The sequence below is a fragment of the Kribbella sp. NPDC004138 genome, from assembly GCF_053603655.1.
The window spans coordinates 33,868-46,440 of record NZ_JBSGFZ010000016.1; the positions used below are offsets into that span (position 1 = coordinate 33,868).

General features: G+C 68.6%; 13 protein-coding genes and 1 tRNA gene. 9 read left to right on the forward strand and 5 right to left on the reverse strand.

Annotated elements, in window-relative coordinates; all coding sequences use genetic code 11:
* Positions 1-15 precede the first annotated feature (15 nt).
* Both ACWEOO_RS22725 and ACWEOO_RS22730 read left to right on the forward strand, forming a co-directional pair.
* Positions 16-648, forward strand: a complete 633-nt coding sequence (locus tag ACWEOO_RS22725; RefSeq protein ID WP_452144690.1) for a maleylpyruvate isomerase family mycothiol-dependent enzyme — start codon at positions 16-18, stop codon at positions 646-648.
* Positions 645-1,028, forward strand: a complete 384-nt coding sequence (locus ACWEOO_RS22730) for a VOC family protein (protein WP_452144691.1) — start codon at positions 645-647, stop codon at positions 1,026-1,028. The genes ACWEOO_RS22725 and ACWEOO_RS22730 overlap by 4 nt, the downstream gene beginning before the upstream one ends.
* On the opposite strand, the gene ACWEOO_RS22735 is transcribed toward ACWEOO_RS22730, so the two are convergent.
* Positions 1,025-2,524: a serine hydrolase domain-containing protein gene (locus ACWEOO_RS22735; protein ID WP_452144692.1), complete on the reverse strand. Its 1,500-nt coding sequence runs from the start codon at positions 2,522-2,524 to the stop codon at positions 1,025-1,027. The genes ACWEOO_RS22730 and ACWEOO_RS22735 overlap by 4 nt on opposite strands.
* Positions 2,525-2,623: 99 nt before the next feature.
* On the opposite strand from ACWEOO_RS22735, the gene ACWEOO_RS22740 reads away from it, so the two are divergent.
* The gene (locus ACWEOO_RS22740; RefSeq protein ID WP_452144693.1) at positions 2,624-3,157 is read left to right on the forward strand and encodes a hypothetical protein; all 534 of its coding nucleotides are present in this window, start codon (positions 2,624-2,626) and stop codon (positions 3,155-3,157) included.
* Here ACWEOO_RS22740 and ACWEOO_RS22745 read toward each other — a convergent pair.
* The 3 genes from ACWEOO_RS22745 to ACWEOO_RS22755 are packed head-to-tail and all read right to left on the reverse strand — an operon-like array spanning position 3,091 to position 6,373.
* Positions 3,091-4,398 carry a class I SAM-dependent methyltransferase gene (locus tag ACWEOO_RS22745; RefSeq protein ID WP_452144694.1) on the reverse strand — a complete coding sequence of 436 codons (1,308 nt, stop codon included), beginning with the start codon at positions 4,396-4,398 and terminating at the stop codon, positions 3,091-3,093. The two genes, ACWEOO_RS22740 and ACWEOO_RS22745, sit on opposite strands and share 67 nt — an antisense overlap.
* Entirely contained in the window at positions 4,395-5,129 is a 735-nt protein-coding gene (locus tag ACWEOO_RS22750; protein ID WP_452144695.1) for a DUF1365 domain-containing protein, read from the reverse strand. Before ACWEOO_RS22750 ends, ACWEOO_RS22745 begins: the two co-directional genes overlap by 4 nt.
* A complete protein-coding gene (locus tag ACWEOO_RS22755) occupies positions 5,126-6,373 on the reverse strand; it encodes an NAD(P)/FAD-dependent oxidoreductase (RefSeq protein WP_452144696.1) in 1,248 nt (415 codons plus the stop codon). Before ACWEOO_RS22755 ends, ACWEOO_RS22750 begins: the two co-directional genes overlap by 4 nt.
* A gap of 95 nt (positions 6,374-6,468) precedes the next feature.
* Here ACWEOO_RS22755 and ACWEOO_RS22760 point away from each other — a divergent pair, with 95 nt between their 5' ends.
* From ACWEOO_RS22760 to ACWEOO_RS22780, 5 genes are all read left to right on the forward strand, one after another.
* Positions 6,469-7,353, forward strand: a complete 885-nt coding sequence (locus tag ACWEOO_RS22760; protein ID WP_452144697.1) for a MerR family transcriptional regulator — start codon at positions 6,469-6,471, stop codon at positions 7,351-7,353.
* Positions 7,350-8,822, forward strand: a complete 1,473-nt coding sequence (locus ACWEOO_RS22765) for an SDR family oxidoreductase (RefSeq protein WP_452144698.1) — start codon at positions 7,350-7,352, stop codon at positions 8,820-8,822. Before ACWEOO_RS22760 ends, ACWEOO_RS22765 begins: the two co-directional genes overlap by 4 nt.
* Positions 8,819-9,256, forward strand: a complete 438-nt coding sequence (locus tag ACWEOO_RS22770) for an SRPBCC family protein (RefSeq protein WP_452144699.1) — start codon at positions 8,819-8,821, stop codon at positions 9,254-9,256. Before ACWEOO_RS22765 ends, ACWEOO_RS22770 begins: the two co-directional genes overlap by 4 nt.
* The gene (locus ACWEOO_RS22775; RefSeq protein ID WP_452144700.1) at positions 9,253-10,182 is read left to right on the forward strand and encodes an SDR family NAD(P)-dependent oxidoreductase; all 930 of its coding nucleotides are present in this window, start codon (positions 9,253-9,255) and stop codon (positions 10,180-10,182) included. Before ACWEOO_RS22770 ends, ACWEOO_RS22775 begins: the two co-directional genes overlap by 4 nt.
* Positions 10,183-10,289: 107 nt before the next feature.
* Positions 10,290-12,026 carry a caspase, EACC1-associated type gene (locus tag ACWEOO_RS22780; protein ID WP_452144701.1) on the forward strand — a complete coding sequence of 579 codons (1,737 nt, stop codon included), beginning with the start codon at positions 10,290-10,292 and terminating at the stop codon, positions 12,024-12,026.
* Between the two features lie 89 nt (positions 12,027-12,115).
* Here the strand turns inward: ACWEOO_RS22780 and ACWEOO_RS22785 are convergent.
* A tRNA-Arg gene (locus ACWEOO_RS22785) sits at positions 12,116-12,187 on the reverse strand.
* Between the two features lie 190 nt (positions 12,188-12,377).
* On the opposite strand from ACWEOO_RS22785, the gene ACWEOO_RS22790 reads away from it, so the two are divergent.
* On the forward strand, positions 12,378-12,563 hold the full coding sequence (locus tag ACWEOO_RS22790) for a PspC domain-containing protein (RefSeq protein WP_355485637.1): 186 nt from the start codon (positions 12,378-12,380) through the stop codon (positions 12,561-12,563).
* The last annotated feature ends 10 nt before the right edge of the window (positions 12,564-12,573 follow it).

Consider the following 12,573-nt stretch of genomic DNA (forward strand, 5'->3'; position numbering starts at 1 on the left):
GTTCGTCGGTGGGGTATGACGACGGATATCAGGGCTGCTGTGGCGGCTGAGCGGCGTGAGTTGGTCGGTGTGCTGGCTGGGTTGGGAGAGGAGGAGTGGGATCGGCCTACGTTGTGTGCCGGCTGGCGGGTGCGGGAGTTGGTTGCGCATGTCACGATGCCGTTCCGGGTCTCGGGGCCGCGGTTCGTCGGCGGTTTGCTGCGGGCCGGTGGGAACTTCGATCGGTACGCCGACCGGCAGGCGCGGCGGGATGCGGTGGAGTTGACGTCGGGGGAGCTGGTCGAGTGTCTGCGGCGGAACGTCGACCATCCGTGGAAGCCGCCGGGCGGTGGGTATGCGGGGGCGCTGGCGCACGACGTGACGCACGGTCTTGACGTGACTGTTGCACTGGGCATCGATCGCCAGGTGCCGGCAGAGCGGATGCGGATCATCTTCGATGCGCTGAAGCCTCGTCAGGTCAAGTACTTCGGCGTCGACCTGGACGGCGTACAACTGCAGGCCACCGACCTAGCGTGGACCTACGGCAGCGGCACGCCGCTCACAGGAACGGCCCAGGACCTCCTGCTGGTCCTCAGCGGCCGTAGCCTCCCACCGAACCACCTGTCCGGTCGCGACGCCGACCGTTTCACCGCTGGAGTGACCCGATGATCATCAGCCTGCCGATCGAGGACCGGCCGCGTTCGTACGCGTTCTACCAGGAGGCGCTCGGTCTGACGCCTGTCGGTGAGCCCGACGAGGACGGCATCCCCGAACCGCTGCAGTTCCAGCTGGCCGCGGACGTCACCATGATGCTGATCCCGACCGGCGGCTTCGGCTGGGTGCTCGGTGAACAGCCCGCCGCGCCGCCGGGGCAGAGTGAGTGCATCCTCGGCCTGCGCGTCGACAGCGAGGAGGCCGTCGACGCGACTGCGGCCAAGGCGATCGCCGCCGGGGCAAAGCAGGTGACAGCGCCGACTCGCAAGCCGTGGGCCTACCTGAGCACGTTCACCGACCCCGACGGCCACCTGTGGATGGTCAGTACTGACTAGAGCACGCGGCGGCCGAAGGCGGTCGCCTGACGGGTTCCGGCCGGGTGGAAGCGGAACAAGCGGCCGCCGTACCGCAACCACTCGACCTGTCCGTTGCTGCCGCGGACGAAGTTGGCGCGGACGTGGGTCGGCGTGCCGTCCGGGTTCAGCGCGAGGATGTAGTCCTTGCGGTAGAACGCGAACCGGAACAGGGTCTCGCCGCCCACACCCGCGACCAGCTCGCCGCTGTCGGGAGTGACGTCCAGCCCGAGCTCCTCCGGCTTGCCGTCGAGACCGATCTGCTGTGAGACGTACGTGCCCGCGTACTCCGCCAGCCGACGCGGCGGCAGCTCCCGCGGTACGGCGGGGAGGTTGCTGACGCCGGCGAACTCCTGGAGCGCCCAGTCGTCCGCGAACAGGTCCGCCACCAGCAGCGGCCCGCTCTCCGAGTTGGTCAGCAGCGTGATCGCGAAGTCCCGCTCCGGAACGAACAGGAAGCCGGAGTGCTGCCCGTTCCAGTCTCCGCCGTGCTGCACAACCGTCGGGCCTTGAGCGGTCGGGCGCAGCATCCAGCTGACCCCGACGCCGTTCAGCTCGACGAACAGCGTGCCGCCCGGACCCGGGTGCGACTGCATCGCGAGCCTGCCGCGGTCGCTCAGCAGCTGGGGAAGATCCCGGTGCCCCAGGTGGTACCGCGCGTACCGCAGCTGGTCCCGGGCGCTCGAGATCAGCCCGCCGATCGAGTGCAGCGCCCGCGGCATCGCGTCGAACGACGGCTCGACGACCGGCTTGCCGTCGACGATGTTGTGCGATGCGGCGACGCTGAAGCCGTCGAGCTCGCTGCGGAAGAACCGGCTGTGCCCGAGCCCCAGCGGGTCGACGACGAGTTCGCGGGTGGCGACCTCGTACGGCTTCCCGGTCACCACCTCGATGATCCGCCCGGCCACGCCGATCGCGGCGTTGTTGTACGAGAACACCTTCCCGAGCGGCGTGAGCTGCGGGACCTTCGGCATCCCGCCGACGTACGTCGCGAGCGCGTCGTCGCCCTGACCGGTGTCCTCGAAGTAGTCGCCCTGCCAGCCGGCCGAGTGGTTCAGCAACTGCCGGACGGTGACGCGTGCCGCGACGGACGGGTCCTGGGTCGCGAAGTCCGGCAGGTACGCGCGGACCGGCCGGTCGAGAGCGATCCGGCCGCGCTCGACGAGCCGCATGATCGCAGTCGCGGTGAACGTCTTGCTCGTCGAGCCGATCCGGAACACGGTGTCGCCGGACACCGCCTCGCCGGTGTCCACACTCGTGACACCGAAGCCGCGGACGTACTCCCGGCCGCGGTACCAGACGCCGAGCCCGGCGCCGGGAATCGCGTACTTCGCCAGCCCGGCCTCGATCTTCTCGGCCAGCCGCCCGATCGCGGCCGGTTCGCGGAGACCGGTCGCCGCGGCGGCCGTGGTGGACAATGCGGCAACGGGCACGGCAGCGGCCGCGGACTTGAGCACGGTACGACGGGTGAGCGACACGTCAACGTCTCCTCGGGCGAGTGGGATTGCTTCCGATGCCGCTATTATTACCAGCATTGGTATCAATGGATACCCTGAAAGAACCCTGATGGAGCGTCGATGGACGAGTCGCCGACCCCGGTGCTGGACGTGCTGCTGCACCCGATCCGCTGGCGGATCGTGCAGCGCGCGCTCGGCCGTGAGGTCACCACCACGGACCTGAAGCGCGACCTGCCCGACATCCCCACCACGACCCTCTACCGGCACGTGGCCGCGCTGATCGACGCCGGCTACCTGACCGTGGTCCGCGAGCGGAAGATCCGCGGTACGACGGAGCGCACGCTCAGCCTGGACCAGACCAAGGTCGGCCGGATCGACGAGCGCGAGGCGCGCGCCATGACACCGGAGCAGCACCGGCAGGCGTTCCTGATGATGCTGACCCGCCTGGCCGCGGACTTCGACCGCGTCGTCGACAACGGTGACCTGAGTCCGCGGCTGCACCAACTGGGCTACTCCCAGCTCGCCCTCTACCTCAGCCCGGCCGACATGGAGACCTTCCGTGCCGGCTTCACCGAACTCGTCGAGCCCTACCTGGCCGAGGCGCCGGGCAAGGACCGCATCGTGCTCTCGACGTTCTCGTTGCCGGACAGCTGATCACGGGTCAGGCGCAGCTGACCGACGTCGAGGTAGCCGGAGGCGAAGCCGGCCTCGCAGTAGGCCAGGTAGTACTCCCAGGCTCGCCGGAAGGATTCGTCGAAGCCCTCTGTCCGGACGCTCTGCCAGTTGGCGACGAACCGCCGGCGCCACCGGCGGAGCGTCTCCGCGTAGTCCTGACCGAACCGGTAGTCGTCGTCGACGGACAGCGTGGTGTGCCGCTCGAGGGTCTCGTCGATCGCGGTTCGGGACGGGATCAGGCCGCCGGGGAAGATGTACTTCTGGATCCAGCCGTACGAGTGGCGGGTGGCGAGCATCCGGTCGTGCTCCATCAGAATCGCCTGCAGCGCGACCTTGCCGCCCGGTGCGAGCAGCTGGTCCAGTGTGCGGAAGTAGTCCGGCCAGTACTCCTCGCCGACCGCTTCGATCATCTCCACGCTGACCACCGCGTCGTACGAACCCGTCACGGCCCGGTAGTCCTGGAGCCGGAGATCGACGCGGTCGGCCAGCCCGGCGTCGGCGACGCGCTTCTCGGCCAGCTGCAGCTGCTCGGTCGACAACGTGATGCCGGTGACGTACGCGCCGCGGCGGGCGGCGGCGATCGCCAGCGTGCCCCAGCCCGTCCCGATCTCCAGCACCCGGCTGCCGGGGCCGACGCCGGCGAGGTCGAGGATCCGCTCGACCTTCCGGGTCTGCGCCGCCTCCAGATCCTGGTCGGACAGCGGTCCGTCGTGATCGAAGAGCGCGGAGCTGTACGTCATGCCCGGGTCCAGGAACGCCCCGAACAGCGCATTGCTCAGGTCGTAGTGCGCGCTGATGTTGCTGCGGGCACCGGTCAGTGTGTTGCGCTGCCAGCGGGGTACGCGCCGGTCTACCAGCCGCCGGAAGCGGAGCAGCGCGGCCGGCACGAGGTGGGCGACGCGTTCCGCGAACGGCGTCAGCAGGTCGCCGAGGTCGGTGCCGTCGGCGGCGGCCCAATCGCCGGCCATGTACGCCTCGCCGAGCCCGATCTTCGGGTTGTGCGCGAGCCGCTCGAACATCGACTCCGGGCGCACGATCCGCAGTACCGGAGCGTCCGGCCCGCCGCCGCCGCGGACCGTACCGTCCGGGTAGACCGCGCGGACCGCGATGCGGTCGAGCATCCGGTCGACGATCAGCCGGGCGACCCAGGCCCGGACGCAGAGCGGCCGGAACGCCGGGTGCCGCAGGCACAGGGGTTGCGCGACGGTCAGCGTGCTCATCGAAGTCCCTCCTGGAGTTCGTGTTTCGGGCGCTGCCTGACGGGCAGGCGGCGGGCCCACAGCCGGATGCCGTGCAGCCGGATGAGCGCGGACACCCGGTGCGGCATCAGCGGCATCCGTACGGCGGTGGCGAGAATCGCCCGACGGGTAGCGGGTCGCGGTACGCCGTCGAAGCTGGCGCCGAAGACCGTGCGACCGCCGCGGGACAAGCTGACCTGGACGCGGACCCGGTCGCGGTCCAGCCGGAACCGCAGCTCGTAGTCGCCCGAGACGTCGTTGAACGGCGAGACGTAGAACTGCTTGGCGGTCTCGGCGGTGCCGTCCGCGTCCGGTGTGAGCAGGTAGGCGTGCCGTTCGCCGTACGTGTTGTGGACTTCCGCCACGACGTACGGACTGTCAACGCACCAGTACACGGTCAGCGGATCGAAGACGTGGCCGAGCACGCGGGCGTTGGCCAGCATCAGCACACGGCCGTCGTACTCGATGCCCTGGCTGTGAAGGTACCGGCGCAGCTCGGCCTTGATCGTGGGACCGCGGCCGCCGAGGTGGTCGCGCGCGTCGAAGCGGGCCAGCGGGCGCAGGTACCACGGCAGGCGTGGCACGTCGTCCAGGTCGATCAGCCACTGGTACACCCGGTACCGGAACGCGTGCCGGATCGGAATGGATCGCCCGTGCTTGACGGAGCCGGTGACGATCGCCGGGATTGTGGGGTGCAACCCGACGACCGTCACCAGCGAACCCCGAAGGACCCGGCGGCCGCAACGCCGGCGCGGCAGCCGTCCTCGTGGAAACCCCAGCCGTGATACGCCCCTGCGAACGCGGTCCGGCCGGTGTTGAGAGTCGCCAGCACAGGCTGGGCGGCGACTGCCTTCGGGGTGTAGAGGGGGTGCCGGTAGTCCATCCGGGCGATCACCCGCGCCGGATCGACCGCGTCGGCACCGTTCAGCGTGACCAGGTAGGTCTCGTCGGTCTCCAGACCTTGCAGCTTGTTCATCCAGTACGTCGTCAGCGGCGTGCCCGGGCGAATGACGTGGTTCCACGAGGCGCGGGCGTTCTTCGTTGCCGGCAGCAATGATGTGTCGGTGTGCAGCACCGTCGCGTTGCGGCTGTACTCGAACGGTCCGAGCACCGCCTTCTCCTCGGGTGACGCGTCCGCGAGTAGCTCGAGGGCATGGTCCGCGTGGGTGGCCAGGACGACCCGGTCGAAGTCCATCGTGTCGCCGTCGGCAACGGTGATCGTCACGCCGTCGGGGTGTCGTTGCACGGAACGCACCGGGCGGCCGGCCCGGACCGTGCCGATCCGCTCGGCGACGGCGTCGACGTACTGCCGGGAACCGCCCGTGACGGTCAGCCACTGCGGCGAGCTGCCGACCGAGAGCATGCCGTGGTGGTCGAGGAACCGGAACAGGTAGCGGGCCGGGTAGGACAGGGCCGAGTTGCCTCCGCACGACCACACACACGACACGACAGGTACGGCGTACAGCCGGGTGAAGTCGGGGCTGAAACGCTCGGCCTGGAGGAACTCGCCGAGCGTCGCGAGATCGTCGTCGCCGGTCCGGGCGATGTACCGCGCGGCACTGCGGTGGAAGCGGCGCACCTCGCGGAGCAGCCCGAGGAAGCGCGGGTCGGCGATCCGGCGGCGCTGGGCGAAGATCCCGGTCACGCCGCGGCCGCCGGCGAACTCGAGCCCGCCGGCCGGATCGCAGATGCTCATACTCATCTCGGTCGGCCGGGTCCGGACGCCGAGCTCGCCGAACAGCTTGCGCAGCAGCGGGTAGGTGCGGGTGTTGTGGACGATGAAGCCGGTGTCGATCGCGAGCCGCTGCCCGGCGGGATCGGTCACGTCGTGCGTGTGCGCGTGCCCGCCGAGCCGTGACTCGGCCTCGAGCAGCGTGACGTCGTAGCGCCGGCCGAGCAGGTAGGCGGCCGTCAGGCCGGACACGCCGGCGCCGATCACAGCCACGGACTCGGTCATGGTCTGGCCTCCAAGGCTGTCTAAGGTCTGTCTAGAGATTAGGCCTATCGGGGAGTTCTTGTCAAAAGTCTGTCTAGAGTTTGTATAGTGTGCTCATGGAGACTTCGGTGCCGGGTGGTCTGCGGATCGGTGCGTTGAGCAAGCGCGCCGGTGTCAGCGAGCACGTTCTGCGTGCCTGGGAGACCCGCTACGGTCTGCTGTCGCCGACCCGTTCACCGGGCGGCTTCCGGCTGTACTCCGACGCCGACGTACGCCGGGTCCAGCGGATGCGGGCGTACATCGCCGACGGGCTGTCCGCCGCCGAGGCGGCCCGCGCGGTGCTGGCCGAGCCCGACGGAGCGCCGGCCGTCCGGGATCCGTTGCTCGTCCGGATGGCCGAGTCCGGCGGCGCGGCGAACCTGCGGTCCGCGCTGGACGAGCTGGACGAGCGGGCCGCGCAGGCCGTCCTGGACCAGCTGTTCGGTGCGCTGACCGTCGAGGCCGTCATCCGCGAGGTGCTGATGCCCTACCTGCACGAGCTGGGCGACCGGTGGGAGCGCGGCGACGTGACCGTCGGGCAGGAACACTTCGCCAGCAACATCATCAGGTCACGGCTGGCCGCGTTGTCGACGGGCTGGGGCGCGGGTCACGGCCCGCGGGCACTGCTCGCCTGTCCGCCCGGTGAGCTGCACGACATCGCGCTGCTGTCGTTCGGTCTGATCCTGCGCCGTTCCGGCTGGCGGGTGGTCTTCCTCGGCGCCGACTCGCCGATGGCCGACGTCGAACGGACGGCCGCGGCGCTCGGGCCGGACTTGGTGATGCTGTCCGCGTCGGACCACTCGCGCTTCGACGCGGTCCGTCCGCAACTCGTCGAGCTGTCGCAGGACCGATCGGTCGTCCTTGCCGGGGCGGGTGCTTCCAGTGAGCTGGCAGCCACGGTCGGAGCGCAGTACGTCGGCGCCGATCCGGTGACCGCCGCCGAGCGATTGGCCGAGCGATGACCCGAATCCTGGTGACCGGAGCCACCGGCTACATCGGCGGACGGTTGGTCCCCGAGCTGCTGGCGGCCGGGTACGACGTACGCGTCCTGGCGCGGCACCCGGAGCGGCTCGACACGCGCCCGTGGCGGTCCCAGATCGAGGTCGTGGCCGGCGACGCCTCCGACCCGGCCGTGCTGACCAGAGCGCTGGACTGCGTCGACGTCGCGTACTACCTGATCCACTCGATGGGCTCCGGCCAGCAGTTCGAGGTGCGCGACCGGCGTACCGCACTCGCTTTCGGCACGGCCTGCCGCGAGTCCGGCGTCGCCCGGATTGTGTACCTCGGCGGGCTGCACCCGGACGACGAGGATCTGTCCCGGCACCTCGGGTCCCGCCGCGAGGTCGGGGAGATCCTGCTGGCCAGCGGCGTACCGACGACCGTGCTGCGCGCCGCGGTGATCATCGGCTCCGGCTCGGCGTCCTTCGAGATGCTGCGCTACCTGACCGAGCGGCTGCCGGTGATGGTCACGCCGCGCTGGCTGGACACCCGGATCCAGCCGATCGCGGTCCGCGACGTCCTGCGCTACCTGGTCGGGTCCGCGGAGATGCCGCCCGACGTGAACCGCGGCTTCGACATCGGCGGACCGGACGTGCTGACGTACCGCGCGATGATGCAGCGCTACGCGGCCGTGGCCGGCCTGCGTCCGCGGCGGATCGTGACGCTGCCGCTGCTGTCGCCCGGCCTGTCGAGCCACTGGGTCGGTCTGGTCACGCCGGTGCCGAGCGGCATCGCCCGGCCGCTGGTCGACAGCCTGGTGCACGAGGTGGTCTGCAAGGACCACGACATCGACCGGTACGTCGCTCCGCGCCGCGGCGGCGGCATCGGCTTCGACCGGGCCGTCGAGCTCGCGCTGAAGAAGGTTCACGACCTGGACGTGACCACGTCGTGGGCCTCCGCCTCGACACCGGGCGCCCCCAGCGACCCGCTGCCGAGCGACCCGGACTGGTCCGGCGGCTCGCTGTACGTCGACGAGCGCGACTGCACCGTCGATGCGCCACCCGAGCGCCTCTGGAAGGTGATCGAGGGCATCGGCGGCCGCCGTGGCTGGTACTCGTGGCGGCTCGGCTGGTGGACCCGCGGTCTGCTCGACCGGGTCGTCGGCGGCCCCGGCCTGCGCCGCGGCCGGCTGCACCCCGACAGGCTGTCGGTGGGCGATCCACTCGACTGGTGGCGGGTGGAGAGCGTGGAGCCCGGCCGGCTGCTCCGGTTGCGTGCCGAGATGCGGCTGCCCGGCGAGGCCTGGCTCGAGTTGCGCGCCGGCACCGACGGGAACGGCCACACGCTGTTCCGCCAGCGCGCGTTGTTCCACCCCCGCGGTCTACCGGGGGAGCTGTACTGGGCGGCCATCCGACCGTTCCACGACGTTGTCTTCGGCGGCATGCAGCGCAACATCGCCCACGCCGCCGAACGAACGGAGGAGAACCGATGATCGTCATCGAACGCGAAGTCACGGTAGCGGCCGACACCGCACGGGTCTTCGGCTATCTCGCGGACTTCCGCACCACCCAGGAGTGGGATCCCGGCACGGTGCGGACCACGCTCGTCTCAGGTGACGGCGGGGTCGGTACGACGTACCACAACACCTCTCGCTTCAACGGCCGCGAGACCGAGCTCACGTACGTGGTCGAGGAGTGCGTCCGCCCCGACCGGATCGTCCTGCGCGGCGAGAACCGGACGATCGTTGCCCGCGACACCATGACGTTCAGCAGCGAGTCCCATCTGACCCGCGTCACCTACCGGGCCGAGTTCCGGCTCAAGGGCCTCGTCAGCCTCGCCGAACCCTTCCTGCGCAAGTCGTTCGACCGTCTGGGGGAGGAAGCCGAAGAAGGCCTCCGCAACGCATTGGGCCGGCTGGCCGCATGAATGGCCTCTTGGACACGCTCCTGGACCGTACGGTCATCCCTGGCTACACGCGTATCGGCTACGGCCTGCGCAGCCGCAGCTGGCCCACCGACGACCCGGCACCCGGCTCCCTGAACGGCAAGACCGCCGTGGTCACAGGAGCCCGCTCCGGCCTCGGCAAGGCAACCGCCGCGGGCCTTGCACGTCTAGGCGCCACGGTCCACCTGGTTGTCCGCGATGCATCGCGCGCCGCAGATACGCTGGCCGAACTGCAGCGCGACATCCCCAACGCGACCTTCGTCGTCGACGAGTGCGACATCTCCGACCTGGACGCCGTACGCCACTACGCCACCGGCCTGACCGACCCCGTCCACGCCCTGATCCACAACGCCGGCGTCATGCCACCCCGCCGTACCGAATCCCCCCAGGGCCACGAACTGACCTTCGCCACCCACGTCCTGGGACCGCTGCTACTGACGGAGTTGCTGCGCCCGAACTTGAAGGACGGCCGGGTCATCCTGGTGGCCTCCGGAGGCATGTACACGCAGAAACTCCCGGTCGACGACCCGGAGTACATCCACGGCACCTACCACGGCGCCACCGCCTACGCCCGCAGCAAACGCATCCAGGTTGCCCTCACCCCACTCCTGGCCGCTGACATGGCCCCCACCTTCGTCGCCACCATGCACCCCGGCTGGTCCGAGACCCCCGGCCTCACCGAGAGCCTGCCCGGCTTCAGCCGTCTCACCAAACCCTTCCTCAGAACCCCCGAAGAGGGCGTCGACACCACCCTCTGGCTGGCCGCCACCCAACCCACACCCCCCACCGGCAACTTCTGGCACGACCGCGAACCCCGCCCACCGCACTACTTCCGCCACACCCAAAGTTCCGAAGCGGACACGAACCGCCTCTGGACCCACTGCCGAACCGTCGCCGGCATCCTGTGAGTCGCCGGCGGAGGGGCCGCGTCAACAGGTCTCGCGTCCACAGCGCAGTCGTATTACTGTCGAATTGGGGCCGAAAGCGGTAGCGGTGGCATAGGCCAGGGGGATTGATGTCGGCGAAGGTTGCGTTACTCGTCGCGGTCGGTCAATTCGACGATCCTGGCTTGACCCAGCTACGGGCCCCTGCGACGGATGCCGCTGCGCTAGCAGGACTGCTGGGGGATCCGGACGTGGGCGGCTACGAGGTCACGGTGCTTCAAGACCCGACAATCGATCGACTCAATCGAGCGCTCGAAGCCTTCTATCGTGATCGGCGCCGCGACGATGTCCTCCTCGTGTACTTCTCCTGCCATGGAGTCAAGGACGAAGGAGGGAATCTCTACCTTTCGGCGAAAGACACCCGCCTGGACCTGCTTCGGTCCACGGCCCTTGCCGCGACGTGGCTGCACTCACTGATCGACGACAGCCTCTCCAGATCCAAGCTCCTCCTCCTTGATTGCTGCTTCAGCGGTGCGTTCTCACGAGGGAAGCTGCAACGCTCTCCGGCGCTGTCGACGGTCGATGTGAAAGAACGGTTCCAGGGCACTGGAACGGTCGTTCTCACCGCGTCCAACCAGACCGAATATGCGTTCGAGGACGCCGAAGTGCGAGCTGCCCGGCCGACCAGTTCCTACTTTACCCGTGCTCTCATCGAGGGATTGGAAACCGGCGCCGCAGACGAGAATCGGGACGGCTGGGTCTCGATCGATGAGCTGTACAATTTTGTGTTCGACAAGGTTCGTGAGCGGAATCCGAACCAACATCCCACCGGCGACATAAACGTTCAAGGAACGCTACGGATCGCGAAGGTGCCGTCGCTGGCGGGCCGTAAGACCTCCGAACTCAATCTGTCCCGGGTCACGGAATATCAGCAACTGGTTCTTCATGCGTCCGACGAGGTGTATTCCCTGGCGTTCTCGCATGACTCGCAGACGCTGGCTGCCGGGAGCAAGGACGTGGCGCTCCTGTGGCGTCTGGATGCGGACGGTCGGCCGGCTGAGCCGATCCACCTCGAACACGATTCCACGTTTCTTTACGCGATCACGTTCGGCGCGGAGCCCCATGAACTCCTGACGGCAGGTGAAGACACGGTCGTGCGCGTATGGAACTGGCAGGACGGGAGCCTGATCCAGTCGCTCGAGCACCACTCGGACGCGGTTTACTCGATCGCCCTGTCACCTGAGGGCACGTACGTCGCCACCGGCGGGTACGACAAACAGGTCGCGCTGTGGGACCCAGCCTCGTGGGGGTACATCGACAGTCGAGGTTTCGAAGCCAGAGTCAGCTCTATCGCGTTCTCGGCGGACGGCAAACTGCTTGCGATCGGAACTCACGACGACGCCATAGTGATATGGAATCTCGAGTCCAACGAGGTGCGACCGTTGGGAACCCACGACAGTTCCGTCGAGGCCGTGGCGTTCTCCCATCGCGGACATTTATTGGCAAGTGCAGGCTTGGACAAGCGGGTATGTCTCTGGGATTGCGACAACTTTTCAAGGCTGTGGCGACTGCCAGGCCATGAGTATCTCGTCAAGTCGGTCACGTTTGCTGCTGACGACAAGGTCGTGGCAAGCGCAAGTTGGGACAAGACAGTCCGACTGTGGGACGTCGCACGACCCCGCCTGCCGAGGGTCATCAGTGAGGAGTCGGCCAAGCGAGCAGGGCGCGTGTGGCATGAAGACTGGATCTGGGCCGTGGCTGTGTCGAACGACGGCCGAATCCTTGCTACGGGTGGATCCGATCAGCGCGTGATCCTCTGGTCCAACGTGTTTCCACAACTTGCCCCCGGAGGGCTCGAAGGGGCCTGAGTTGGGCGGGCCCGGGGTTGCGGCCCTGGAAGGCACGAAGGGCGATCTACGTCGACAGTCTCGTCGACACAGATCGCCCAGATCGTCCGCGCCCCCGGCAGGATTCGAACCTGCGCACCCGCCTCCGGAGGGCGGTGCTCTATCCCCTGAGCTACGGGGGCTCAGGAACGTGCAGAACAGTAGCAGGAACTTCACCGAAACCCCGAATTGGGCCGGCGACACGCACCCCTGCCGATCGTCGTACGGGGGAGCCCTGAGCTGACCCTGGAACCCCCGCCGCGGGGGATCAGTTCCGTCGTGGGCGGCGTCATAGTGGAGGTAAGCCCAACAGCGGAAAGGACATCGGTAATCATGGCTAGCTCTCTGGTTCGACCGTCGCGTGATCGCTGGATCGGCGGTGTCTGCGCCGGACTGGCTCGCCGGTTCGGGATCTCCGCGAACACCATGCGGCTGATCTTCGTGATCAGCTGCCTGCTGCCCGGCCCGCAGTTCCTGATCTACATCGTGCTGTGGATCCTGATGCCGTCGGAGGACTGACCCCGGCGGC